Raw genomic sequence first — 22339 nt, 5'->3', positions numbered from 1 at the left:
GTCACTTCCCTTCGCCGGGAGCGTCGACCGCGGAAGCCGGGCCTGGTCGGTTGTCGTCGAGAGATCGGCTGACACGCAGTCCGGCAAGAGTCGCCCCGCCGACGGTCTGCGCTTCGGCCGCTTCGATTCGCGTATCCGGGAAACCGGCCAGGGTGCGTGCGGTCTGTCGGAACGAACACAGCGTCGCACCGCGACTGGGCGTCACGCGCTCTCCGGCGCGTAACGCATCGACAAGTGAGCGCGCCGATTCCGGAGTCTGGTTGTCGAAGAACTCCCAGTTGATCATCACGACGGGCGCGTAGTCGCACGCCGCATTGCATTCGATGTGTTCGAGGGTGATCTTGCCGTCGGACGTCGAGATGGTGTGTCCGCCTTCGTCCCTGGAGCCTGCCGAGCCCAGGTGCTCTTCGAGCGCCGCGAGGATGTCGTCACCGCCCATGATCGCGCACAGCGTGTTGGTGCAGACTCCGACCAGATACTCTCCCGTCGGACCACGGCGATACATGGAGTAGAAAGTGGAAACGGCGGCGACCTCAGCGCCCGTCAAACCTAGCTTGGCGCTGCAGAAATCGATCCCGGCCGGCGTGATGTACCCGTCCTCCGATTGCACGAGATGAAGGAGCGGCAGGAGGGCCGATCGACTGGTTATCGCAGCGGCGTCAGGCTCGCGATAACGAGCGATGACGGTGTCGGCATCGGCGTCGAGTCGGGCGAGTACGTCGGGGGGATAGCTCGACCGTGCGCCTGGGCGTACCAATTGAGTGGGTTCCTCCGGTCGCGGTCCGAGTTCGACGAACACCCGCGACGAACCGTTCGGGCCGGTCATCGGTCCACTCCGCCCATGACGGGATCGATACTGGCGACCGAAGCGATCACGTCGGACACCATGCCTCCCTCACACATCGCCGCTACCGCTTGAAGGTTTGTGAACGACGGATCCCGGAAATGGACGCGGTACGGCCGGGTTCCCCCGTCGCTGACCATGTGCACCCCCAGTTCGCCACGCGGAGACTCCACGGCGACGTACACCTGACCGGGCGGCACGCGGATGCCTTCGGTGACCAATTTGAAATGGTGAATCAGACCCTCCATGGACGACTCCATGATCTTGGCGATGTGCTTCTGCGAGTTGCCGAGGCCATCGGGTCCGACGGCGAGATCGGCAGGCCAGGCGATCTTCTTGTCGTCCACCATGACCGGCCCCGGTTGCAGCTTGTCGAGGCACTGCTCGACGATCTTGAGGGACTCCTTCATCTCCTCGACGCGGATGACGTACCTTCCGTAGCAGTCGGATCCGTCGTGCGTGACGACATCGAACTCGTAATTCTCGTAGCCGCAGTAGGGCTGCGCTCGACGCTGATCGTGGGGGAGACCTGTGGCGCGCAGGACCGGTCCCGTCACTCCGAGCGCCATGCAACCGGTGAGATCGAGATATCCGATTCCCTGGGTGCGGGCCTTCCAGATGGAGTTGTCGCTGAGCATCAGTTCGACGTCGCGCAACCGTTTCGGAAGGACTTTCAACAGTTGTCGTACCTTCGCCACCGAGCCGTCGGGTAGATCTTGCGCGAGACCGCCAGGCCTGATGTACGCGTGATTCATCCGCAGTCCGGTGATCGTCTCGAACACGTCCAGAATCAGTTCGCGTTCGCGGAATCCGAACAACATCGCCGTCACGGCGCCCAGTTCCATTCCGCCGGTCGCCAGGGCGACAAGATGTGAAGAGATCCGATTGAGCTCCATCATCATCACGCGAATGACGGTGGCTCGCTCGGGAATGTCGTCGGTGATGTCGAGAAGTTTCTCGACCCCGAGGCAGTAGGCGGTCTCGTTGAAGAACGGTGACAGGTAGTCCATCCGAGTAACGAAAGTGACGCCCTGCGTCCAGTTCCGGTATTCGAGATTCTTTTCGATTCCGGTGTGCAGGTAGCCGATTCCACACCGTGCTTCCACGACGGTCTCACCCTCGATTTCGAGAATGAGGCGCAAGACGCCGTGCGTGGACGGGTGCTGCGGGCCCATGTTGACCACGATCCGCTCAGCCTCGCCGGTTCGCTGCCGGGCGGCCGCGGTGACGATGTCGTCCCAGTCCTGACCGGACGCCGTCACGATGGTTTCCGTCGTAGCGCCGGCGCTGCTTCCTGTCGTGTTGTTCATCAGTTGTACGACCTACGCTCGTCGGGTGGTGGAGTCTGGGCGCCCTTGTACTCGACCGGGATACCGCCGAGCGGATAGTCCTTCCGCTGCGGGTGGCCTTTCCAGTCGTCGGGCATCTCGATGCGGGTCAATGCCGGGTGACCGTCGAAGACGATTCCGAAGAAGTCGTAGGTCTCACGTTCGTGCCAGTCGTTGGTCGGGTAGATCCCGACGATCGACGGAATGTGCGGATCGGAATCCGGCACAGACACTTCCAGCCTGATCCGGCGATTGTGCGTAATGGAGGCGAGTGGATACACGGCGTGGAGTTCGCGACCGGTGTCCTGCGGGTAGTGCACTCCGTCGACACCCAGGCAGAGTTCGAAGCGAAGATCCGGTTCGTCGCGCAGTCTGCGCGCGACCTGCGGGAGGTGAGAACGTTCGACGTGCAGCGTCATCTCGTCTCGAAAAACTGTTACTCGCTCGATTGCGTCAGTGAAAGTGTCACCCGCGCTGCGCAATGTGGCGTCCAAGGAGTCTGCAACCTCGTCGAAGTATCCACCGAACGGTCGAGAAGCCTTGTCTTCTACAGAGATCGGAGGGGCAAGACGGCTGTAGCCTGAGGTGTCGCCACTGCCGCGGACCCCGAACATCCCTCTCGCGCCGGTGTTGCCCGAGGTCATCGCAGCAACCCCTTCATGTCGATGGTGGGGGTGGATGCCAGTGCGGCGCGCTCGGCTGCCGCGCGAGCCTCTTCGCGGTTGACGCCGAGGGGCATCTCCTGAATCTTCCGGTGCAGCTCGATGATCGCGTTGAGGAGCATCTCCGGCCGCGGCGGACAGCCGGGCAAGTAGATGTCGACCGGAACGATGTGGTCGACGCCCTGTACCACTGCGTAGTTGTTGAACATTCCGCCGGAAGACGCGCACACACCCATGGCCAGAACCCATTTCGGCTCGGCCATCTGGTCGTAGACCTGACGAAGTACCGGGCCCATCTTTTGACTGACCCTCCCGGCCACGATCAGAAGGTCTGCCTGGCGCGGCGACGCACGGAAAGCCTCCATGCCGAACCGTGCCAGGTCGAAGCGGCCGGAGGTGGTTGCCATCATCTCGATGGCGCAGCACGCGAGCCCGAAGGTGGCAGGCCACAGTGATCCTTTGCGGACGTACCCGGCAAGGCCTTCGACCGTTGTCAGTAGAAATCCGCTGGGGAGCTTTTCTTCGAGACCCATATCCGACTCTTTTCAGTCGTAACAGCTTCGGTATGACCGGTTTTGTCTGATTTCTTTGTGTTGATCGTGTCTTCGTCCAGCTAGTCCCAACCGAGACCGCCTCGTCGCCATTCGTATGCGTATGCCACCGAGACGTTGACTATGAAAAGGCCCATGGCCGCGAGACCGAACAAGCCGAGCGAATCGAAGTGCACGGCCCACGGATAGAGGAAGACGATCTCGATGTCGAAGATGATGAACAGCATCGCCGTCAGATAGAACTTGACGGGAAACCGGCCGCCACCAGAGGCGCGGGGTGCCGGTTCGATTCCGCATTCGTAAGCTTCGAGCTTTGCCCTGTTGTACCGTTTCGGGCCGACCACGGACGCGAGAACAACCGACACCACGGCGAAGGCCATCGCGATGACCCCGAGAACGAGAATGGGGATGTAAGCGTTCATGTCACCCGAACTCCTCTCTGCTGTGCGGATGTCCGCCTAGCCCGAAGGTGCCGTTAACCCGAAGGTGCCGTTAACCCGAAGGTGCCGTTCGATTTCGATACTGCCAGCAATTCGATACTTATGTGACCTGCGACACCCACACTAGGGGAGGCCTCCGACATTGGGTTGATTTTCGGGGTGCCGAGTTTCGCTCTCGAAAGTCCGAAGTAGTCGGCGCCGCAACGAATCACCGCTGCAACGGGTGCTCACCGGCTTAGTTGCCGACGGAGAAGCGCGATGACGGTGGAAGCGAGTTCGATCGGATCTATCGGCTGCGGCACTGAGGCTTCCGCTCTCGACCACGACGCCAGCCATGCATCGTCGGGTCGACCGGTCAGTACGAGGATCGGTGGACAGTCGGCGATCTCGTCCTTGAGTTGTTTCGCCACGCCCATGCCGCCGGCCGGACTGGCCTCGCCGTCGAGGATGGCGAGATCGATTCCGCCGGCATCGAGCTTGTCGACGACGATCGGCGCCGTCGCGACCTCGACGTAATCGATGGTGGGCATCGAGGGATGTGGACGCTCGCCGAGTGCGAGCCGGACTTGCTCGCGCGTGTGCGCGTCGTCGCTGTAGACGAGGATGCGCACGGGTGCCATGGAGTTGGGCTCTGCGGTCTCGGCGGACACGCGGCCGACGTTACTCCGGGCAGTCCCCGGCTACCGGCGAATCTTCAACATCGGCAAGAACTTCCGCGAAATCGCAGCTCGGCTTCACAGCAAACGGCCCCTACCCGGCGATGAACGCCGAAGTAAGGGCCGCCTGAATTGCGTGTGCGCTCAGAAGTTTTCGACGAACTTCGTCAGGCCCTTGCTTGCCGTTTCCAGGGCCGTCTTCTGTGCCTTCTTCACCAGGAAACCCGGCAGCGGGATCTTGGGATCGATGGTCAATTCGAAGGTGACTTTGGTTCCACCGTCGGTGGGCGTCAAGATGTACGAGCCGTCCTGCTGGTTCTGCTGGCCGCTCTCGACGAGGGTCCAGGTCACCTTCTCGTCGCCCTCGAAGGTGTAGTCGACTACCTGCTCGTCGTTGATTCCGAGAATGGACACGGCCATGCGAACGCGATGGGGGCGACCGTCGTCGTGGGTGCTCTCGATGGTGATCTTCTTGTGCGCAGACGACCACTCCGGCAGTCGATCGACCGCGGCGACGGCCTGCATCACCGTTGCCGGATCAGCCTTGATCTCGAATTCCTTGACGCCCGAAACGGCCATGAACGTGCTCCTTCTCGCCTTGCGGCAACGGTTCGTGATTACTGCAGTTGCGCAATTAGATCATTCGGCGATCGGGGTGGCGTCGAACTAGTCCATGCCGTTCTTGCGCATCTGGTCCCGTAGTGCGCCCTGTACGGCCTGTGAAACCCACGAGTTGAGGGAGACTCCGTTCTGATTGGCTGCCTCCTCGGCGCGGGCCTTGATCTGCTCCATCATCCTCAACGTCACTCGGCTGATATCCCCGCTGACGTCGTCGAACGAGTAGGTGGAGTCCTTCTTCTCGTCGTCTGCCTTCTCGTTGTCTGCGGCCTCGCCGCCAGTCGAACCGGGCGGGCGAACGACATCGACCAGCAACTCGCTGCCGTCGAGATTGACCTTGACCTCTCGATCGCCGAGCTTCGCCCCGATCTCCTTGGCCAGCTCAGTTGCCGCGGCCAGCAAGACCAGGCGGACCGAGGGTTCGATGGCGGCGGACAGCGACGCCGCAATCCGGCGCGTGTGATCGTCGCCGAGTTCGGCTGCGGTGACGAGGTCGTTCTGCAGCTTTGCGGTGTACTCCGAAATGTCCATGACACCAGAGTGGCGTCAAAAGTGACGTCAGTCAAGGATGCTTGTGACGTCACTCGATCTGGAGGGTGGTCGACCGCTATAGAGTTGCCCCCGCACCTGAGGCGAACAGCGTCCGGGTTTCGTGCTGGTTGTTTCGTGCTTGTCGAGGAGTGGGTTGTGCCGAACACGGTGTCGCTGAAAGTGCAGTTGGTGGCGAAGTCCGAGTTCTTCCCGCCCGAGGACATTCCGTGGGAGACGGATGCCGACGGCGGCGAAGCACTTGTCGAGTTCTCCGGTCGAGCCTGCTATCAGAGTTGGTCCAAGCCGAACCCGCGCACGGCAACCAACGCCGGCTACCTGAGGCATCTGCTCGAGGTCGGACACGTTTCGGTGCTCGAGCATGCAACCGTGAGCTTCTACATCACCGGTATCTCGCGCTCGTGCACTCATGAATTGATTCGTCACCGGCACTTCTCGTACTCGCAACTCTCGCAGCGATTCGTCCGCGAGAACGATGCGAACGTCGTCGTACCTCCGGCTGTCGAAGGCGATCCCGAACTCGAAGCGCTGTTTCTGTCGGCCACCGACGAAAGCCGTCGCGCTTACGGTGAACTGCTCACCGCCCTCGAAGGGAAACTGCAATCGGTGCCCGGCGCCCCGATGCGAGGGAAGCAAGCCAGGCAAGCTGCGCGCTCGGTGCTGCCCAACGCCACCGAGACTCGCTTGGTCGTGACCGGGAACTATCGGGCCTGGCGGCACTTCGTCGAGATGCGTGCCACCGAACATGCGGATGTGGAGATCCGGCGAGTCGCGGTCGAGTGCCTGCGTCAGCTTCGCGACGTCGCGCCAAATGTGTTCGGGGACTACGAGATTCTCCGCGGAAGCGACGGATCGGAAATCGCCGTCAGTGCATTTGCGGCCGAGTCGTGACTCGTGTGCAGAAGTAAGAGCTGAACCGGGTAACCTTCTGACCATGACCTACGGTGATTCCGCTTCTCTTGTCGAGCGTCCGTTCGGCACCATTTCCGTTGCGATGGTGACCCCGTTCACTGCCGACGGGAAGTTGGACGTCGACGCGGGAGTGCGCCTCGCAGCCCATCTCGTCGACAACGGCTGCGACGGCCTTGTCCTTGCCGGTACCACCGGTGAATCTCCCACCACCACCGAGTCCGAGAAGCTCGACCTGCTCCGCGCGGTGATCGACGCCGTCGGCAACCGCGCGAAGATCGTCGCAGGCGCCGGCAGCAACGACACCGCCCACAGTGTCGAACTCGCCCGTGACGCGGCTCGCGCCGGAGCGCACGGTCTGCTCGTCGTCACCCCGTACTACTCGCGTCCGCCCCAGGCCGGACTTTTTGCACACTTCACCGCCGTCGCCAACGCGACCGACCTGCCCGTCATGTTGTACGACATTCCGCCCCGCTCCGTCGTCCCCATCGAGACCGAGACGATCCGTCGACTCGCCGAGCACCCGCGGATCAAGGCTGTCAAGGACGCCAAGGGCGACCTCAACGCCGGCGCAGAGTTGATCGGCACCACCGAACTTCAGTTCTTCTCCGGTGACGACCCGCTGAACCTGCCGTGGCTCGCTGTCGGTGCTACCGGCTTCGTCAGCGTCATCGGCCATCTTGTTCCGGGTCGCCTCCGCGACCTTCACACCGCGTTCGTGTCCGGCGACATCGCCCGCGCCCGCGAGATAAACCTCAGTTTGATCCCTGTGATTCGTTCCGTTGCCCGCCTCGGCGGTGTCAGCGCTTCGAAGGCGGGTCTGCGACTCATCGGAATCGATGTCGGAGAACCACGCCTTCCGCAGGTTGCACCCACTAAAGAGCAGATCGACGGTCTTGCCGCCGATCTGCATGCGGCAGGAGTTTTGTAAATGACCCGTCCCCCCCGACGTCGTAGTGCCAGTCGTCAAGCCGGTCCGCCTTCGCCTCCGGCTCCCGAAACGGCCGCGAAGGCCGCACCGGTAGAGGCACCAGCTGCGCCGGCGGCAGAAGCGGCCCCCGCCGCAGCCGCCCCGCCCAAGAAGGCCGCAGCAACCAAATCCGCAGCGACGAAGTCTGCAGCGACCAAGTCCGCTGCCACCAAATCTGCTGCACCCAAGAAGTCGACCGAAGACAGGTCGCCGCGCAAATCTTCCGGCGGCAACCGTCCGGCAGCGTCGAAGGCGGGCAACGGGCGCGGAAACAAGCGCCCCGAGAACCGTCCGGCCGTCGATCCCACGGGTCGACTCGGAACACCCCCGAAGGCGCCGGCATCAGGTCTGCGCATCGTCGCTCTCGGCGGCATCGGTGAAATCGGTCGCAACATGACGGTGTTCGAGCACCGCGGCAAGCTGCTGATCGTCGACTGCGGTGTGCTGTTTCCCGAGGACCAGCAGCCTGGCGTCGACCTGATCCTCCCGGACTTCCGCTACATCGAAGACCGTATGGACGACGTCGAAGCCGTCATCTTGACTCACGGACACGAGGACCACATCGGTGCTCTGCCGTTCTTGCTGCGCCTGCGCGCGGACATTCCGGTCATCGGCGCGAAGTTCACTCTCGCCCTCGTTGCCGCCAAGTGCCGCGAGCATCGCCTGCGACCGAACCTCGTCGAGGTCGTCGAAGGAAACACCACCACCCACGGCCCGTTCGACTGCGAGTACTTCGCCGTCAACCACTCGATTCCCGACGCCCTCGCGATCGCGATTCGCACCGACGCCGGCGTCGTACTGCACACCGGTGACATCAAGCTCGATCAGCTGCCTCTCGACGGCCGCCTGACCGACCTCGCCGGTTTCTCCCGACTGGGCGACGAGGGTGTCGACCTGTTCCTCGTGGACTCGACCAACGCCGAGGTCCCGGGATTCGTCACGCCCGAGCGTGAAATCGGGGGAGTGCTCGACAACGTCATCGGCAAGGCGAAGCAGCGCGTCATCGTGGCTTCGTTCGCCAGCCACGTGCACCGCATCCAGCAAGTCGTCGACGTTGCCGCTCGGTACAACCGCCGCATCGTCTTCGTCGGCCGCTCGATGGTCCGCAACATGCAGATCGCACAGGATCTCGGCTACCTCACGGTGCCCGACGGCCTGGTCGTCGACATCGACACCGCCGCGACGCTTCCCGACGATCGTCTGGTTCTGATCTCCACGGGTTCGCAGGGTGAGCCGTTGGCAGCGCTCTCGCGGATGGCACGAGGCGAACACCGCCAGATCAACATTCGCGCCAACGACCTGGTCGTTCTCGCGTCCTCGCTGATCCCGGGCAACGAGAACTCCGTTTTCGCCGTGGTCAACGGTTTGGCCAAGCGCGGTGCCACCGTCGTGACGCAGCAGAGCGCCAAGGTTCACGTCTCGGGCCACGCGTCCGCCGGTGAGTTGCTCTACCTCTACAACGCGGTTCGGCCCACCAATGCCATGCCTGTTCACGGTGAATGGCGCCACCTGCGTGCCAACGCCGCACTTGCCAAGGCCACCGGCGTTCCGGAAGAGCGCATCGTATTGGCCGAGGACGGCGTCGTGGTCGACATGGTCGACGGACTCGCCGAGATCGTCGGACGGGTACCGGTCGGACACGTATATGTAGACGGTCTGTCCGTCGGTGACGTCGGTGAGCCGACGCTTTCCGATCGCCTGGTGCTCGGTGAGGGCGGCTTCATCGCCATCACCATTGTCATCAACGAGTCGACGGGCCGCGCGGTCAGCACTCCCGAGGTGTCCGGTCGCGGTTTCTCCGACGATCCGACAGCCCTCAAGGCCGCCGCGGATCTCGTGGAATCGGACCTGGCACGGTTGGCGAGCGAAGGCGTCATCGACGCTCATCGCATCGCGCAGTCCGTGCGCCGAGTCGTCGGACGCTGGGTCGCGGACAAGTACCGCCGCCGTCCGATGATCATTCCGACGGTCATCGCGGTTCCGTAGATCGGCACAGCAGGTCGCTTGCGCTCGAACCCGGTCCGGTTCGAGTACTTTGGCGAAGGTGACCTTCGCTCATGACGAACGACTCGCCCTGGTGGACAGCATGGTCGAATTCGGCCCCGATGCTCCGACGCTGTGTGGGGAGTGGACCAATCGTGACCTGGCAGCACATCTGATCGTCCGGGAGCGGCGTCTCGACGCCGCTCCCGGAATCATGTTCAGCCCTCTGGCCGGTCACACCGAGAGCGTGCGAAAGGCCGCAGCGGCGCGTCCGTGGGAGGACATCCTCGATGACGTTCGCAGCGGGCCGCCTCGGTGGTCGCCGATGTACTGGCTCGACGCGCAGGTCAACACCACGGAAATGTTCGTCCACCACGAAGATGTACGACGCGCACACCTGAACTGGGCGCCGCGACCGCTGTCGGAGGGTCGGCAGGCTCAACTGTGGAAGTACGCGCGGCAAATCGGCAAGATGGGCTACCGCAAAGCCGCTGTCGAGGTGATTTTCGAACTTCCGTCCGGGGAGAGCGCGGTCGTCCACAAATCCGGCTCTCGCAGTGTTGTCCTGCAGGGTGAACCTGCCGAGTTGCTGCTTCACGCTTTCGGTCGCAACGAAGTGCAGATCGAAGCAAAAGGCGAACTCGGCGACGTTCAATCGGTGATGGCGCTCGATCGCAGTTTCTGATGGCCTTCTTCTACCGGAGTAGAACTCGACAGACGGGTTGTGAAGATCACGTTTCGCACTCGCGACCTGTGTTGCTGGTGTTGCGGATGGTCCAGATGGGGTCGCACAGACTAGCCTGAACTCCATGGCAGGTAAGTCGAGCGCCCGGGGATCCAGTACAAGCACGTCCACGTCCAGGGCATCGACCAGGTCGTCAGCGTCTGCGCCGAGCGCGCGGGCGACCGCAAAACCTCGCACATCGCGCACCACAAGGACCGTCTCGACTCCTCGAAATGTCACGACGTCGGCCAAGGCCGGTGGCCGCCCCGCTTCGGGGAAAGGCTCCAAGCCGGCTCCGAAGAAGTCGTCCGGTACGCCTTCGGCTTCGCGCCGACCCGTGTCGAAAACGTCTCAGCGGGCCAGCCCGTTGGCGGCGGTCGGCAAGGGGATCGGCGCCGGGTGGTCCCTGGCTGCCCGCGGTGTCGGCGCCACTACGCGCACGGTCAGCAAGGTCGGCGAGATCGAAGCCGGCCATCGCCGCGACGGAATAGCGCTCGGCCTGATCGCATTCAGCGTCGTCATCGCCGGGGGAGTCTGGTTCAAGGCCGGAGGTCCGATCGGCGGTGGCATCGACACTCTCGTGCGTGCGATCTTCGGCGCGGCTTCGGCTGTGCTCCCCATCGTCGGCGTCGGCCTCGCGATCCTGTTGATGCGCACCGAACCCAAACCTGAGATCCGACCTCGACTGATCATGGGATCGCTGCTGGTCGGTCTTCCTGCACTCGGCCTGTGGCACATCATCTCCGGATCGCCGACAGACGCGACCGGCCGCTCCAACGGCGCAGGTTTTGTCGGATACGTCGTGGGAGGCCCGCTGACCAACGGCCTCACCGTCTGGCTGTCGGCGCCGCTGTTGGTCATCGCCGCCGGATTCGGAATCCTGCTTCTGACCGGAACGACTCTGCGTGAGGTTCCGAGCAAGTTCCAGTCCTTCTTCGGTGCCTCGTATCGCTCGGACGAATACGGCGACTACGGATCCGAATTCGACGAGGACGGCGAGCACCACTACGGCGAATCTGCTTACGATCCTTCGCTGTTCGACGCCGACGGCTACCCGGTGGACACCTACGCCGAGCCTCCGCTCAAGCCCGCCAAGCGGACCAGCCGGCGCGCGCCGATCGACAACTATCCGACGGACGAGTTCGAATCCGGAGACAAGAAGACCGAAGTGCTCGGTCTGTGGAACGCCGACGAAACCGCAGAGCCCGACGAGCCCGTCGTGGCTGCGGCAGCGCCCGTCGTGGAGACGCCGGCGCCGCGCCCCAAGGTGCCGGCACGTTCGGTCCCCATCGCCAAGCCCGTGCCGAAACCCGAACCGGAGCCGGAGGAGAAGGAACACTTCGTCACCGATCGCGTCACCGACGGCGACTACAACCTCCCACCGACGACGTTGCTGATCGAGGGTGATCCGCCCAAGCTCCGCAGTTCTGCGAACGACGCGATGATCGAAGCGATCAGCGAGGTCCTCGAACAGTTCAAGATCGACGCCGCCGTTACCGGATTCACCCGCGGACCGACAGTGACGCGCTACGAGGTCGAACTCGGACCCGGCGTGAAGGTCGAGAAGATCACTGCGCTCGCCCGCAACATCGCCTACGCGGTGGCAACCGACAACGTCCGCCTCCTCGCCCCCATTCCGGGTAAGTCCGCGGTGGGTATCGAGGTACCGAACTCCGACCGTGAAATGGTTCGCCTCGCCGACGTGCTGAACGCGCCGAGCACCAGACGCGATCACCATCCACTGGTGATCGGTCTGGGTAAGGACATCGAAGGTGACTTCGTCAGTGCGAACCTCGCGAAGATGCCCCACCTGCTGGTGGCAGGTTCGACCGGCTCGGGTAAGTCGAGCTTCGTGAACTCGATGCTCGTGTCACTACTGACCCGGGCGACGCCGGAAGAAGTACGGATGATCCTCATCGACCCCAAGATGGTCGAGCTCACGCCGTACGAAGGTATCCCGCACCTGATCACGCCGATCATCACTCAGCCCAAGAAGGCAGCGGCCGCGCTGGCCTGGTTGGTCGAGGAGATGGAACAGCGCTACCAGGACATGCAGGCCAACCGAGTGCGTCACATCGACGACTTCAACTCCAAGGTCAAGTCCGGGGAAATCACCGCGCCGCTGGGCAGCGAGCGCGTCTACCGTCCGTACCCGTACATCCTGGCGATCGTGGACGAGTTGGCGGACCTCATGATGACCGCTCCGCGCGACGTCGAAGAAGCAATCGTCCGCATCACCCAGAAAGCCCGCGCTGCCGGTATCCACCTGGTGCTGGCAACGCAGCGCCCGTCCGTCGACGTCGTCACCGGCCTGATCAAGACCAACGTGCCTTCGCGTCTGGCGTTCGCGACGTCCTCGCTCACGGACTCGCGAGTCATCCTCGATCAGCCCGGCGCCGAGAAGCTCATCGGTATGGGTGACGGGTTGTTCCTGCCCATGGGCGCCGGCAAGCCGACCCGTATGCAAGGCGCGTTCATCACCGACGAGGAAATCTCTGCGGTTGTCGACTTCGCGAAGAACCAGGCCGAGCCCGAGTACACCGAAGGTGTCACCGCACAGAAGGCCGGGGAGAAGAAGGACGTCGACCCCGACATCGGCGACGACATGGACGTCCTCTTGCAGGCCGTGGAACTGGTGATCACGAGTCAATTCGGTTCGACGTCGATGCTGCAGCGCAAGCTGCGCGTCGGGTTCGCCAAGGCCGGTCGACTCATGGATCTCATGGAAAATCGTGGCGTCGTCGGCCCCAGCGAGGGCTCGAAGGCGCGCGAGGTTTTGATGAAGCCTGAGGAACTCGACGGTCTGCTGTGGTCGATTCGCGGTGGCGACCCGGACGAGGCACCCGCAGACGAGTAGCGACACCTCGGCGGACAAGCCGTCGACAGACGACCGGAGGAACCCGTGCATGTGACGCCGTTGGCTTGGGGAATCACGATCGTGGTGATCCTCGGCCTGTTCGTCTTCGACTTCTTCGCCCACGTCCGCACGCCACATGCGCCCACGTTCCGGGAGTCGGCATTCTGGTCGACGGTCTACATTTCGATAGCCATAGTCTTCGGCCTGGTCGTGATGTGGATCTGGGGTACGACGTACGGCGGTGAGTACTTCGCCGGCTACGTCACGGAAAAGGCGCTCTCGGTAGACAATCTGTTCGTCTTCGTGATCATCATGTCGACGTTTGCCGTCCCGCGAGAGTTCCAGCAGAAAGTCTTGCTGATCGGCATCGTCCTCGCGCTGGTGATGCGCGGAATCTTCATCGGAGTCGGCGCGGCCGCCATCAATGCGTACAGCTGGGTGTTCTACCTTTTCGGTGCATTTCTGATCTACACCGCGTACACCCTGATCCGCGATCACGGCCACGAGAAGGAAGCCGAGGAGAAGCGCGACAGTCGCATCATCTCGCTCGTGAAGCGGGTGCTGCCCACCACCGAGGAATACGACGGCGACAAACTGATCACCCGGATCGACGGCAAGCGCGTCGTGACGCCGTTGTTGTTGGCGCTCATCGCAATCGGGTTTGCCGACGTGCTCTTCGCGCTCGATTCGATTCCGGCGATCTACGGTCTGACGCAGGAACCGTACCTGGTGTTCACCGCCAACGCCTTCGCGCTGATGGGCCTACGACAGCTGTACTTCCTGATCGGCGGGTTGCTCGAACGACTGGTTTACCTCTCGTACGGGCTCTCGATAATTTTGGCGTTCATCGGCGTGAAACTGGTCCTGCACGCGTTGCACGAGAACACGCTCTCGTTCGTCAACGGCGGTGAACACGTCTCGGTGCCGGAAATCTCGACGGCACTCTCACTCGGAGTGATCATCGGAGTGCTCGCGGTGACAACGGTCGCGAGCCTGTTGAAGACTCGCGACCGGGCCGGGGAGTAAAGCCGGGGCCTGTGTCCGTCAGGCGCTGAACTGGCCCAGAACCGGCACCCACTCGGTGATCCGGACGTTTTCGATCAGGTCGGCGATCGCGAACGGATCGTGGGTGAAGAGAAGCGAAACGGTATCGGTGTCCGCGGCGTCGACGATGATCAGCGCGCCGTTTCCATCTGCAAACGGACCTGAAGACAACACGATCGAGCGGGAAACCAGATCGGCGAGCCACGCGCGGTGATCGCTGCGGAGTTCGTCGCGCTGAGGATTCTTCTCGGGCGCATAGGTGTATTCGACGAGGAACAACGACATCGTGAACCGCTTTCGGGACGGGGATCGAGACAGGGATGTGTGAAGAGTCTGAACGGTTCAGAGAGTGAGGAGCATGCGAGTATTGCCGAGTGTGTTGGGTTTCACATAGCTCAGATCGAGGAACTCGGCGACGCCGGCGTCGTAGGAACGACACATTTCGGCATAGACCTCGGCGGTGACGGGAGTGCCGTCGATCTCCGCGAATCCGTGACGGTGGAAGAACTCGGTCTCGAACGTCAAAACGAACAGTCGTTCCAACTCCAATTCCTTGGCGACCTCGATGAGTTTGTCGACGACGTGGAAACCCGCACCCTGCCCCTTGGCTGTCGGATCGACTGCGACGGTGCGGATCTCACCCAGGTCTGCCCACAGCACATGCAGTGCGCCGCAAGCGATTACCTGGTCACCCCGCTCAGCGACCCAGAACTCCTGGACAGCCTCGTACAGCGTCACGAGATTCTTCTCGAGCAGGATCTTGCCGGCGTAGATGTCGATCAGGCGCTTGATTTCGGGGATGTCCGACGTTCGCGCGCGACGCACGATCAACTGGCTCTCGGTATAGGTCGGCGCGGTCGAAGTCATGTGGTGCACATTAGTCAATGGCCCTACCGATATTCTAAGTCGCGTGCCTGTCCGCCCCACGCAATTCCCGCGCCGCTCGGCTGTATCCCGGGTTCGGCTCACCGCCCGTGCGGTGATCCGATGAGTACCCCGCGCGATCAGACCGACGCCCATCGCGCCGCCGTCGGTCCGTCCGACGGCACACCTGTCGCGGACAACCCGGTTCCGTTGCTGAACATCGCCAACATTCTCACGATGGTGCGAATGGTTCTCGTTCCGGTGTTTCTCGTTGTTCTGTTCGTCGACGGCGGACACTCGACGTGGTGGCGTCTCGGAGCGATGGGCGTGTTCATCGTCGCCGCGATCACGGATCGGATCGACGGCCAATTGGCTCGGAAGTACGGTCTGGTCACCGATTTCGGCAAACTCATGGACCCGATCGCGGACAAGGCCTTGATCGGAGCCGCGCTCATCGGGCTCTCGGTTCTCGGCGATCTGTCGTGGTGGGTGACCGGAGTGATCATCGCCAGAGAACTCGGAATCACGCTGTTGCGGTTCGCGGTCTTGCGGCACGCGGTCATCCCGGCAGGCAAGGGCGGCAAGCTCAAGACACTCGTCCAGGCCGTCGCGATCGGCTTCTACCTCTGCCCGCTGCCGAGCAGTTGGGACATCGTCAGCGGACTGCTGATGGCTGCTGCCGTCGTACTGACGGTGGCGACGGGAATCGAATACATCGTGCAGGCGATCAGGCTTCGCGCCGGAGTTCGCGCAGTCGAGTCATGACCGACCCGCTGCTCGGACTCGGGGTGGTCGAACTCGTCGACGCCCTCGCCGCCGCGAGGCAGACTGTCGCCGCCGCTGAATCTTTGACGGCCGGATTGTTCACGGCTGCGATCGCGTCGGTGCCAGGGTCGAGCGCGGTGCTGCGTGGGGGCCTGGTCGTGTATGCGACCGACCTGAAAGCAACGCTGGCGGGCGTGGATCCTGAGCGCCTGGCGTCGGACGGTCCCGTGTCCGAGAGCACCGCCGTGGCCTTGGCGCTCGGCGCCCGGACGAGGTGCGGTGCCGACTGGGGAATCGGACTGACCGGAGTTGCCGGTCCGAGCGAGCAGGACGGACACCCGGTCGGAACGGTGTTTCTCGGGATCGCCGGCCCGGACGGAACCGAATGCGTACCGCTCGCGCTCGGCGGCGAACGGTGGGAGATTCGGACAACGGCAGTCGCGACTGCCGTGTCGCGGTTGCGTGATCGTGTCGTAGAGCGTGCGGCACGATAGGCTCGGGAACCAATCGGATGTGTTCGGACGTTGACGATTGTGAAGACGTACGACCATGCACGATGAGGTCACGGATGAAGGAGGAGCGAGATGGCGCTGCTATTGCGTGAGGCAATCGGTGACAGTCTCCGGCGTACGCGCGTTTCGCAGAGCCGCACGCTACGTGAGGTGTCGAACAGCGCGCGTGTGAGCTTGGGCTATCTGTCCGAAGTGGAACGTGGACGTAAGGAAGCATCGAGCGAACTGTTGGCAGCGATCTGTGATGCGCTCGCAGTCCCGCTGTCCGACGTGCTGGTCGATGTGAGCGAGACCTTGGCCACCAAGAAGAGCTCTCCGGTAGCTGGTCGACAGGTCGCCGAACCTGCCGTGTCGGCATCCGGCACTGTCTCGGCTTCCGGTTCGCCGACTATCGCACGCGACACTCGCGTCGTGATTCCGGCACCGAACGCTCGAAGGTTGGCGGCGGCGTAGCCACTACCGGCCGTAACCGATAGATTTTGTACGTAACCGCCGGTTTCCAGCAGGTGGGGTCAGAGCAGATAGGGCGCAGCCCTTGTTTCGGTGCGCGACGGTCGCGCTCCGGGTCGCGTTCGGCGCGGCGCATCAGATGGAGGCAGGATCAAACCAATGGCTAATCCTTTCGTCAAGGGCTGGAAGTACCTGATGGCGCTCTTCAATTCGAAGATCGATGAGAAGGCAGATCCAAAGGTTCAGATTCAGCAGGCGATCGAGGACGCACAGCGCCAGCATCAGGCGTTGTCCCAGCAGGCTGCGTCGGTGATCGGTAATCAGCGTCAACTCGAGATGAAGCTCAGCCGTCAGCTCGACGAGGTCGAGAAGCTCAACGCCAACGCGCGCCAAGCCGTCAATCTTGCCGATCAGGCTGCTGCTGCCGGCGACAACGACAAGGCGATCCAGTACACCAACGCCGCCGAGGCTTTTGCGGCTCAGTTGGTGACGGCCGAGCAGGGCGTCGAGGATCTGAAGGCACTGCACGACCAGTCCTTGCAGGCAGCCGCTCAGGCCAAGAAGGCCGTCGAGCAGAACGCGATGACCCTGCAGGCAAAGGTTGCCGAGCGTACCAAGCTGCTCAGCCAGCTCGAGCAGGCCAAGATGCAGGAGCGCGTGAGCGAGTCGCTTCGTTCCATGGACAGCACGCTGTCGGCTCCCGGCAACACACCCAGCCTCGATGCTGTGCGCGACAAGATCGAGCGCCGCTATGCTGACGCACTCGGCTCAGCCGAGCTCGCCCAGAACTCCGTCCAGGGCCGCATGATGGAGGTCCAGCAGGCCTCGGTTCAGATGGCGGGGCACAGCCGCCTCGAGCAGATTCGTGCGTCCATGAAGGGCGAGGCACTGCCTTCCGGCGGTGCAGCAGCCACTCCCGCGACTCCGTCCGTCGAGAAGCAGCCCCCGGCTGCCGGTCAGACCGGGCAGTAGCCGAATCCTCGATGTCGGCAGTGATGCTCTGATGTTTTCTTCGCGAGACGGTCGATCTGGGCGTGAGCCCCGGTCGGCCGTTCCCGTTTCCGTATCCGGCGCTTTCGGAGCGTTGGGACGCACTGCGGACACATTGCGTGAGGTCGGTCTGTCTGCGGCGGATGCCGCTCGGCGGTGGCAGGATCCGCGCGCCAAGTTCGAGCGCAAGCGTGCCCGTGCGCGTCGGCGCGCGCAGCGTTGGGGTTTCATGTCCGGCGGATCAGTGGTCGGCACGGCAGGCCTCGCGGTTGCGTCGGCCCCCGAGTGGTCGGTGGTCGTGGCAGGCGGGGGAGCGGCACTGTTCGCGGTTCCCGCCGTCATCGCGGTCGGTCGTTACCGTTCGATGAGCTCCGGTCCACCGCCGTCGGCGCCGATTCGCCGACGATTGCCACCGTCGTCGTCTCGTGCCTTCATTCCGATGTCGCGCCTCATCGGTGCCGAGACGTCGCTGTTCGAGATTCTGAGTGTTCTCAGACGCGCCGACACCATCGACCCCGGTGAGCTGGACGAAATCACCGCTACCGCCGATTCGGCACTCAGAGCGATGTTCGCGGTGTCTACGGACGTGGTGGCGATGGAACGTGCGGTGGCCGCAACGCCCAAAGTGACTGCGCCTCTGGATCCCACCATCGACGGCGCAGTTCGTGAGTTGCAGTCGGGGTTGGACCAATACGAGGATCTGGTGACCTCAGCCGCCGCGCTGACTGCGCCTCACAGCCCTTCGGCGCTCGTGGGATTCAACCGGGAACTCTCGGCGCTGCACGCGGCCGCCGAGCGACTTTCGGCGCTTGCCGACGCCATCGGCGAGGTCGACGACATCACCCGCAAGTACAACTGACAGCCCTGGTCTGATCGGCGCTCAGTCGTCGGCGCCGCGGGCTGCCAATGCTTCACCCATCGCATCTGCGGTCATCAGGGTGCCGACGATGACCGGCACTGCGAAGGAGCGCAGCGAGAAGCCGAGCCCTCGTGCCTTGCGTGCCTCGGACACCTGTGTGATGACCTCGAACATCAGCGGAATGCACCGGATTGTCATTGCCAGGAGCAAGGCGATCCGTTCGGGATTGACGCCGAAGCGTCGCAAGGGTGTCAGGAATCTGGTGATCGCGTCGAGCATCTCCGAGATCCGCGTGGTCAGACCCATGATCGCCGCGAAGGCGATCGAGATGATCAGGACGCCGCACACGACGGCCGCTCGCTGCCACCCCGCGACCACCAGCTGGAACGCGCCGATGAACAGCAACATCCACAGTGCGGGTCGCAGCTGCCGGATCGCCGTCATCGGCGGGATGCGCGCAATGACGTACAGGGCGACGACGACGATCGCGGGAGCTGCCAGTTGCCACGGCTCACGTACGAAGATCGAGACGGCGAGGATCGCCACGACCAATCCGAGGAGCTTGATCCCCGTCGGCATCCGATGCAGGAGTGACGAGCCCGGGCGATAGACGCCGAGTGTGGTCACGAGACCAACGACCGGTAATGGCCGATCGAGTCGGCGGGGAAGCCGTCGGCGACGACACGGCCTTGGTCGACAACCAACACCCGTTCGAAGGATTCGAGGAGATCGAGTTGGTGGGTCACGACGATCAGCTGCTGATCGAGTGACTCGAATACCGAGCTGATGAGTCGCGAGTTGCGAAGGTCGAGGAGCGTGGTGGGCTCGTCGGCGACGAGTATGTTCGGCTCTGTCACCATGATGGCCGCGAGCGCGAGTAGCTGCTTCTGCCCACCGGAAAGCTGGTGGGTGGGATGGTCGGCGTGCCCGGCGAGACCGTAGCGCTGCAGGACCGAGCTGACCTTCGCGGCGCGCTCGGTTTTACCCAAACCGCTACGGCGGAGCGAGAATTCGATGTCCTCGGCCACCGTCGGCATCACGATCTGATGGTTGGGATCGGTGAAGACGAACCCGACCTGCTTGCGTACGTCGCGGCCCTTCTTCGCGGTATCCAGGCCGTTCACCTGGACGCGCCCTTCGGTTGGAACGACCAGGCCGTTGATCATGCGAGCGAGGGTCGACTTGCCGCTTCCGTTCGCACCCACGATCCCGATTCGCTGCTCGCTCAGTCGCAGATTTATCTGCTGCAGGACTGTTCGTTCACCGAAGCTGTGGCCGACGTTCTCGAAGACGATCTCACTCATCGGAGATTAATTCGCCACCACGGTCTTGGTGGACGAGATCACCGAATCACGCAGGAGCGCCGGATATGCGCGATGGACCTGGGACGCGACGAGCGCGGTGACCACGGCCTTTGCTGCGTCGAGAGGAATGAAGGCAGCATTGGCCGACCAGGCGGCCACGAAGCTCATGTGTCCGCGGACCATCATTCCGACGATGCCGAAGGCGTAGAGGATGACAACCCCGCCGAGAAGATTGATGCCGATGCCCGCGATGATCCGGTACTTGGGCAGCATCTTGGCAGTCAGCCACCCGATGACGAATGCCGTCGGGATCCAACCGATGAGGAATCCGGCTGTCGGGCTCGAAAGAGACACGAGTGCGGTGCGACCGCCGGCAAGGACCGGTAGCCCCACCAGTCCCAGGGCGATGACCGTCAGGACGGCGAGAACACCCTTGCGCGGTCCGAGCAGAGCGCCGGCCATCATGACGCCCATGGACTGAAGTGTGATCGGTACGCCGGAAATGCCGATGTTGATCGACCCGGGTAGGCCCAGCGCGATGATGAGTGCGGCGAAGACGGCTACATGCGCGAGATCGCGAGCGGGGAAACGGGTCGTAGACACTGCGGACGTGCTCCTTCGGCGTACGGGATGGAACTTCGCGAGTTTACGCCAGTCGCACGCTGCAGTGGGTTGGACACCTGACCTGCGTGAGGGGCGGTCTCGGGGTGAACCCTGATCTTTACCTGAACTTGCCGCTGAGCTGCTGCTTTGTCGCGCCAGACCTGTCAGGCTGGTTCTACGGACGACGCAGCACCTGTCCGATTCGACCGATTGTTCAATGGCCCATTGGAGGCAAGCATGTTTTGGAAGATCGTTTTGGCCGTCGTACTGGTGTGGGTTGCACTCGCGGTGGTCGGCGCCCTGATCAAAGGGCTTTTCTGGGTTCTGGTGGTCGGCGCGGTCGGCTTCGGAATCTACTTCCTGGTGAAGGCGATGTCGGGAAGTGACGACAATTCGCCCGCTTCGCGGTTCTGACAGGCAAGATCGGCCCTATGGAAAACTTCCCCGAGGACTGGCAGCGCGCGATTGTCATCGTTGCGCATCCCGACGACATCGAATACGGCGCAGCCGCGGCGGTGGCGCAGTGGACGGATCGCGGCAAGGACGTCCGATACGTGCTGGCCACGCGAGGTGAGGCCGGAATCGCTGGTCTGTCGCCCGCGGAGTCCGGCCCGGTCCGTGAGGAAGAAGAGCGCCGCTCGGCCGCGATCGTCGGTGTCACTGAGGTGGAGTTCCTCGGACTACCCGACGGTCGTCTCGTTGAAGGCCTGGAATTGCGCTCGACTCTTGCCGCTGCAATTCGTCGCCACCGTCCGGAGTTGGTGGTCACGATGAACTTCTCGCACACCTGGGGGCCCGGCTACCTCAACAGTGCGGATCACCGCGCGCTCGGGATCAGCGTCCTGGATGCAACTGCCGACGCAGCAAACGAATGGATCTTTCCGTCATTGACGGCTCAGGGGTTGGCGCCGTGGTCCGGCGTTCGGTGGGTCGCGGTGAACACGATGACTCCCACACACTGCGTCGACGTGACGTCGACGGTCGACCGCGCCGTGGATTCGCTCGCGGAACACGCACGCTATCTGGCGGCATTGAGTTCTGTGCCGATCCGGGAACAGGCCCGCGCACAGATAGATATGGTCAGCGGACCGAAGCCTGGGTTTGATGCCGAGCGCGCAGTTGGTTTCGAGTTGTACTATTTCTGATGAGCTTTGAGCGAGAAAAGTCGCAAGTCCCGACGGGATTGCCGGTGACTTGTCCGGTATTGTGTTACACACGATGGTAATCCGTAACGCAGATGACCCAATTGCCCCTCGCAAGGCCGACGGTCAGCGCATCCCCAGCCGCGAGATCGACGACGTGATTCTCGACGCCGCAAGATCGTGTGTCCTCGATTTCGGAATGCAGCGAACCACACTTGCCGAGATCTCCCGTCGAGCCGGCGTCAGCCGACCTACGGTCTACCGGCGTTGGCCGGACACGCGGGCCGTGGTCGCGGACCTGCTCACCCGGGAGATCCGATCGGTGCTGCCCGAGGTGACCCTCACCGGGTCTGCGGGCACGTTGCTCGTGGAGGCGATCGGTGACGTCGTCGGCCAGATCCGCGACCATCCGCTCTTCGTGAAAATTCGGCAAGCCGATCAAGAGTTGCTGACCACGTACATCGTGGACCGACTCGGCGCGAGCCAGAAGTCGATTCTCGAGCTGATCACCTCCGTCGTCGCGGCCGGTCAACAGGACGGTTCGATTCGTGAGGGAAGCGTCACCGAGATCGCGGCGATGGTTCTACTGATGGCACAGTCCGTTGTCATCTCCGCACCGACTCTCGAGGCTGAGCTTTCTTCCGACGCGTCTGTCGAACAACTTCGATATGCGGTCGCTGCGTACCTGGCACCTGTCAAGAATTCGGGAGAATAG

General features: G+C 63.1%; 27 protein-coding genes. 14 read left to right on the top strand and 13 right to left on the bottom strand.

All coding sequences use genetic code 11. The features are described 5' to 3' along the window. Position 1: 1 nt before the first annotated feature. The 8 genes from nuoE to ACFWAD_RS16330 all read right to left on the bottom strand — a co-directional run bounded on the left by nuoE (position 2) and on the right by ACFWAD_RS16330 (position 5630). Positions 2-826, bottom strand: coding sequence for an NADH-quinone oxidoreductase subunit NuoE (gene nuoE, locus ACFWAD_RS16365; protein WP_378545540.1), 825 nt, complete (start codon positions 824-826; stop codon positions 2-4). Next, a complete protein-coding gene (nuoD, locus tag ACFWAD_RS16360) occupies positions 823-2154 on the bottom strand; it encodes an NADH dehydrogenase (quinone) subunit D (RefSeq protein WP_378533479.1) in 1332 nt (443 codons plus the stop codon). The genes nuoE and nuoD overlap by 4 nt, the downstream gene beginning before the upstream one ends. After that, positions 2154-2816 carry an NADH-quinone oxidoreductase subunit C gene (locus tag ACFWAD_RS16355; RefSeq protein WP_378449813.1) on the bottom strand — a complete coding sequence of 221 codons (663 nt, stop codon included), beginning with the start codon at positions 2814-2816 and terminating at the stop codon, positions 2154-2156. The genes nuoD and ACFWAD_RS16355 overlap by 1 nt, the downstream gene beginning before the upstream one ends. Beyond that, a complete protein-coding gene (locus tag ACFWAD_RS16350; RefSeq protein WP_095970587.1) occupies positions 2813-3367 on the bottom strand; it encodes an NADH-quinone oxidoreductase subunit B family protein in 555 nt (184 codons plus the stop codon). Before ACFWAD_RS16350 ends, ACFWAD_RS16355 begins: the two co-directional genes overlap by 4 nt. An 80-nt stretch (positions 3368-3447) precedes the next feature. Continuing rightward, on the bottom strand, positions 3448-3807 hold the full coding sequence (locus ACFWAD_RS16345; RefSeq protein ID WP_378449812.1) for an NADH-quinone oxidoreductase subunit A: 360 nt from the start codon (positions 3805-3807) through the stop codon (positions 3448-3450). A 245-nt stretch (positions 3808-4052) separates the two neighbouring features. Beyond that, positions 4053-4445, bottom strand: a complete 393-nt coding sequence (locus ACFWAD_RS16340) for a hypothetical protein (protein ID WP_230817164.1) — start codon at positions 4443-4445, stop codon at positions 4053-4055. A gap of 180 nt (positions 4446-4625) precedes the next feature. Then, a complete protein-coding gene (locus ACFWAD_RS16335; protein WP_378449811.1) occupies positions 4626-5060 on the bottom strand; it encodes an SRPBCC family protein in 435 nt (144 codons plus the stop codon). An 87-nt stretch (positions 5061-5147) separates the two neighbouring features. Further along, positions 5148-5630, bottom strand: a complete 483-nt coding sequence (locus ACFWAD_RS16330) for a toxin-antitoxin system HicB family antitoxin (protein WP_378449810.1) — start codon at positions 5628-5630, stop codon at positions 5148-5150. A gap of 156 nt (positions 5631-5786) precedes the next feature. Between ACFWAD_RS16330 and thyX the strand changes: the two genes are divergently transcribed. The 6 genes from thyX to ACFWAD_RS16300 all read left to right on the top strand — a co-directional run bounded on the left by thyX (position 5787) and on the right by ACFWAD_RS16300 (position 14117). Beyond that, positions 5787-6539, top strand: coding sequence for an FAD-dependent thymidylate synthase (gene thyX, locus ACFWAD_RS16325; protein WP_095970584.1), 753 nt, complete (start codon positions 5787-5789; stop codon positions 6537-6539). Positions 6540-6582: 43 nt separating this feature from the next. Continuing rightward, entirely contained in the window at positions 6583-7488 is a 906-nt protein-coding gene (dapA, locus tag ACFWAD_RS16320; protein WP_003942142.1) for a 4-hydroxy-tetrahydrodipicolinate synthase, read from the top strand. Further along, positions 7489-9513, top strand: coding sequence for a ribonuclease J (locus ACFWAD_RS16315; protein WP_378449809.1), 2025 nt, complete (start codon positions 7489-7491; stop codon positions 9511-9513). It begins immediately after the preceding gene. 58 nt (positions 9514-9571) lie between these two features. Then, complete coding sequence (locus ACFWAD_RS16310) at positions 9572-10195, top strand: TIGR03085 family metal-binding protein (protein WP_283303926.1); 624 nt, start codon at positions 9572-9574, stop codon at positions 10193-10195. Between the two features lie 124 nt (positions 10196-10319). Beyond that, on the top strand, positions 10320-13091 hold the full coding sequence (locus ACFWAD_RS16305; protein WP_378545537.1) for a DNA translocase FtsK: 2772 nt from the start codon (positions 10320-10322) through the stop codon (positions 13089-13091). Between the two features lie 45 nt (positions 13092-13136). Beyond that, positions 13137-14117 (top strand): TerC family protein, encoded by a 981-nt coding sequence (locus tag ACFWAD_RS16300; protein WP_019748181.1) that lies wholly within the window; start codon positions 13137-13139, stop codon positions 14115-14117. An 18-nt stretch (positions 14118-14135) separates the two neighbouring features. On the opposite strand, the gene ACFWAD_RS16295 is transcribed toward ACFWAD_RS16300, so the two are convergent. Further along, positions 14136-14420: a YciI family protein gene (locus tag ACFWAD_RS16295; RefSeq protein ID WP_230817127.1), complete on the bottom strand. Its 285-nt coding sequence runs from the start codon at positions 14418-14420 to the stop codon at positions 14136-14138. A gap of 57 nt (positions 14421-14477) precedes the next feature. Then, a complete protein-coding gene (locus ACFWAD_RS16290) occupies positions 14478-15002 on the bottom strand; it encodes an amino-acid N-acetyltransferase (protein ID WP_019748183.1) in 525 nt (174 codons plus the stop codon). A 120-nt stretch (positions 15003-15122) separates the two neighbouring features. On the opposite strand from ACFWAD_RS16290, the gene pgsA reads away from it, so the two are divergent. From pgsA to ACFWAD_RS16265, 5 genes are all read left to right on the top strand, one after another. Further along, positions 15123-15764, top strand: coding sequence for a CDP-diacylglycerol--glycerol-3-phosphate 3-phosphatidyltransferase (gene pgsA / locus ACFWAD_RS16285; protein ID WP_003942125.1), 642 nt, complete (start codon positions 15123-15125; stop codon positions 15762-15764). Beyond that, entirely contained in the window at positions 15761-16258 is a 498-nt protein-coding gene (locus ACFWAD_RS16280) for a CinA family protein (protein WP_378545534.1), read from the top strand. Before pgsA ends, ACFWAD_RS16280 begins: the two co-directional genes overlap by 4 nt. 90 nt (positions 16259-16348) lie before the next feature. Then, positions 16349-16729: a helix-turn-helix domain-containing protein gene (locus ACFWAD_RS16275; RefSeq protein ID WP_378545531.1), complete on the top strand. Its 381-nt coding sequence runs from the start codon at positions 16349-16351 to the stop codon at positions 16727-16729. A 156-nt stretch (positions 16730-16885) separates the two neighbouring features. Beyond that, a complete protein-coding gene (pspA, locus tag ACFWAD_RS16270) occupies positions 16886-17698 on the top strand; it encodes a phage shock protein PspA (protein ID WP_003942098.1) in 813 nt (270 codons plus the stop codon). Between the two features lie 31 nt (positions 17699-17729). Continuing rightward, positions 17730-18575 carry a hypothetical protein gene (locus ACFWAD_RS16265; protein WP_378545528.1) on the top strand — a complete coding sequence of 282 codons (846 nt, stop codon included), beginning with the start codon at positions 17730-17732 and terminating at the stop codon, positions 18573-18575. Positions 18576-18596: 21 nt separating this feature from the next. Here the strand turns inward: ACFWAD_RS16265 and ACFWAD_RS16260 are convergent, their stop codons facing one another. From ACFWAD_RS16260 to ACFWAD_RS16250, 3 genes are read right to left on the bottom strand one after another with little or no spacing between them, the layout of a single operon-like run. After that, a complete protein-coding gene (locus ACFWAD_RS16260) occupies positions 18597-19202 on the bottom strand; it encodes an energy-coupling factor transporter transmembrane component T family protein (protein WP_378545525.1) in 606 nt (201 codons plus the stop codon). Beyond that, complete coding sequence (locus ACFWAD_RS16255) at positions 19199-19879, bottom strand: energy-coupling factor ABC transporter ATP-binding protein (RefSeq protein WP_378545522.1); 681 nt, start codon at positions 19877-19879, stop codon at positions 19199-19201. The genes ACFWAD_RS16260 and ACFWAD_RS16255 overlap by 4 nt, the downstream gene beginning before the upstream one ends. Before the next feature lie 6 nt (positions 19880-19885). Then, positions 19886-20482: a biotin transporter BioY gene (locus ACFWAD_RS16250; RefSeq protein ID WP_378533464.1), complete on the bottom strand. Its 597-nt coding sequence runs from the start codon at positions 20480-20482 to the stop codon at positions 19886-19888. Positions 20483-20719: 237 nt separating this feature from the next. Here ACFWAD_RS16250 and ACFWAD_RS16245 point away from each other — a divergent pair, with 237 nt between their 5' ends. The 3 genes from ACFWAD_RS16245 to ACFWAD_RS16235 all read left to right on the top strand — a co-directional run bounded on the left by ACFWAD_RS16245 (position 20720) and on the right by ACFWAD_RS16235 (position 22339). Further along, complete coding sequence (locus tag ACFWAD_RS16245; RefSeq protein WP_003942133.1) at positions 20720-20896, top strand: hypothetical protein; 177 nt, start codon at positions 20720-20722, stop codon at positions 20894-20896. Positions 20897-20913: 17 nt separating this feature from the next. Beyond that, the gene (locus ACFWAD_RS16240; RefSeq protein WP_378545519.1) at positions 20914-21627 is read left to right on the top strand and encodes a PIG-L deacetylase family protein; all 714 of its coding nucleotides are present in this window, start codon (positions 20914-20916) and stop codon (positions 21625-21627) included. 73 nt (positions 21628-21700) lie between these two features. Continuing rightward, positions 21701-22339 (top strand): TetR/AcrR family transcriptional regulator, encoded by a 639-nt coding sequence (locus ACFWAD_RS16235; RefSeq protein ID WP_378545516.1) that lies wholly within the window; start codon positions 21701-21703, stop codon positions 22337-22339.

Origin of the sequence: Rhodococcus sp. NPDC059969, from assembly GCF_042738325.1 — a bacterium.
Classification (GTDB): Bacteria; Actinomycetota; Actinomycetes; order Mycobacteriales; family Mycobacteriaceae; genus Rhodococcus_F.
Note: the sequence above shows the minus strand (reverse complement) of the source record. Positions and strands in the feature narration are given on the sequence as shown.

Excerpts from the sequence above, each read along its gene's own strand:
- ACFWAD_RS16305 (WP_378545537.1), top strand. The coding sequence starts at position 10,320 with ATGGCAGGTAAGTCGAGCGCCCGGGGATCCAGTACAAGCACGTCCACG.
- ACFWAD_RS16355 (WP_378449813.1), bottom strand. The coding sequence starts at position 2,816 with ATGACCTCGGGCAACACCGGCGCGAGAGGGATGTTCGGGGTCCGCGGC.
- dapA (WP_003942142.1), top strand. The coding sequence starts at position 6,583 with ATGACCTACGGTGATTCCGCTTCTCTTGTCGAGCGTCCGTTCGGCACC.
- ACFWAD_RS16240 (WP_378545519.1), top strand. The coding sequence starts at position 20,914 with ATGGAAAACTTCCCCGAGGACTGGCAGCGCGCGATTGTCATCGTTGCG.
- ACFWAD_RS16340 (WP_230817164.1), bottom strand. The coding sequence starts at position 4,445 with ATGGCACCCGTGCGCATCCTCGTCTACAGCGACGACGCGCACACGCGC.
- ACFWAD_RS16335 (WP_378449811.1), bottom strand. The coding sequence starts at position 5,060 with ATGGCCGTTTCGGGCGTCAAGGAATTCGAGATCAAGGCTGATCCGGCA.
- ACFWAD_RS16295 (WP_230817127.1), bottom strand. The coding sequence starts at position 14,420 with ATGTCGTTGTTCCTCGTCGAATACACCTATGCGCCCGAGAAGAATCCT.
- nuoD (WP_378533479.1), bottom strand. The coding sequence starts at position 2,154 with ATGAACAACACGACAGGAAGCAGCGCCGGCGCTACGACGGAAACCATC.
- ACFWAD_RS16315 (WP_378449809.1), top strand. The coding sequence starts at position 7,489 with ATGACCCGTCCCCCCCGACGTCGTAGTGCCAGTCGTCAAGCCGGTCCG.
- ACFWAD_RS16350 (WP_095970587.1), bottom strand. The coding sequence starts at position 3,367 with ATGGGTCTCGAAGAAAAGCTCCCCAGCGGATTTCTACTGACAACGGTC.
- pgsA (WP_003942125.1), top strand. The coding sequence starts at position 15,123 with ATGAGTACCCCGCGCGATCAGACCGACGCCCATCGCGCCGCCGTCGGT.
- ACFWAD_RS16345 (WP_378449812.1), bottom strand. The coding sequence starts at position 3,807 with ATGAACGCTTACATCCCCATTCTCGTTCTCGGGGTCATCGCGATGGCC.
- nuoE (WP_378545540.1), bottom strand. The coding sequence starts at position 826 with ATGACCGGCCCGAACGGTTCGTCGCGGGTGTTCGTCGAACTCGGACCG.
- ACFWAD_RS16235 (WP_378545516.1), top strand. The coding sequence starts at position 21,701 with ATGGTAATCCGTAACGCAGATGACCCAATTGCCCCTCGCAAGGCCGAC.
- ACFWAD_RS16290 (WP_019748183.1), bottom strand. The coding sequence starts at position 15,002 with ATGACTTCGACCGCGCCGACCTATACCGAGAGCCAGTTGATCGTGCGT.
- ACFWAD_RS16330 (WP_378449810.1), bottom strand. The coding sequence starts at position 5,630 with ATGGACATTTCGGAGTACACCGCAAAGCTGCAGAACGACCTCGTCACC.
- ACFWAD_RS16265 (WP_378545528.1), top strand. The coding sequence starts at position 17,730 with ATGTTTTCTTCGCGAGACGGTCGATCTGGGCGTGAGCCCCGGTCGGCC.
- ACFWAD_RS16275 (WP_378545531.1), top strand. The coding sequence starts at position 16,349 with ATGGCGCTGCTATTGCGTGAGGCAATCGGTGACAGTCTCCGGCGTACG.
- pspA (WP_003942098.1), top strand. The coding sequence starts at position 16,886 with ATGGCTAATCCTTTCGTCAAGGGCTGGAAGTACCTGATGGCGCTCTTC.
- ACFWAD_RS16280 (WP_378545534.1), top strand. The coding sequence starts at position 15,761 with ATGACCGACCCGCTGCTCGGACTCGGGGTGGTCGAACTCGTCGACGCC.
- ACFWAD_RS16255 (WP_378545522.1), bottom strand. The coding sequence starts at position 19,879 with ATGAGTGAGATCGTCTTCGAGAACGTCGGCCACAGCTTCGGTGAACGA.
- ACFWAD_RS16245 (WP_003942133.1), top strand. The coding sequence starts at position 20,720 with ATGTTTTGGAAGATCGTTTTGGCCGTCGTACTGGTGTGGGTTGCACTC.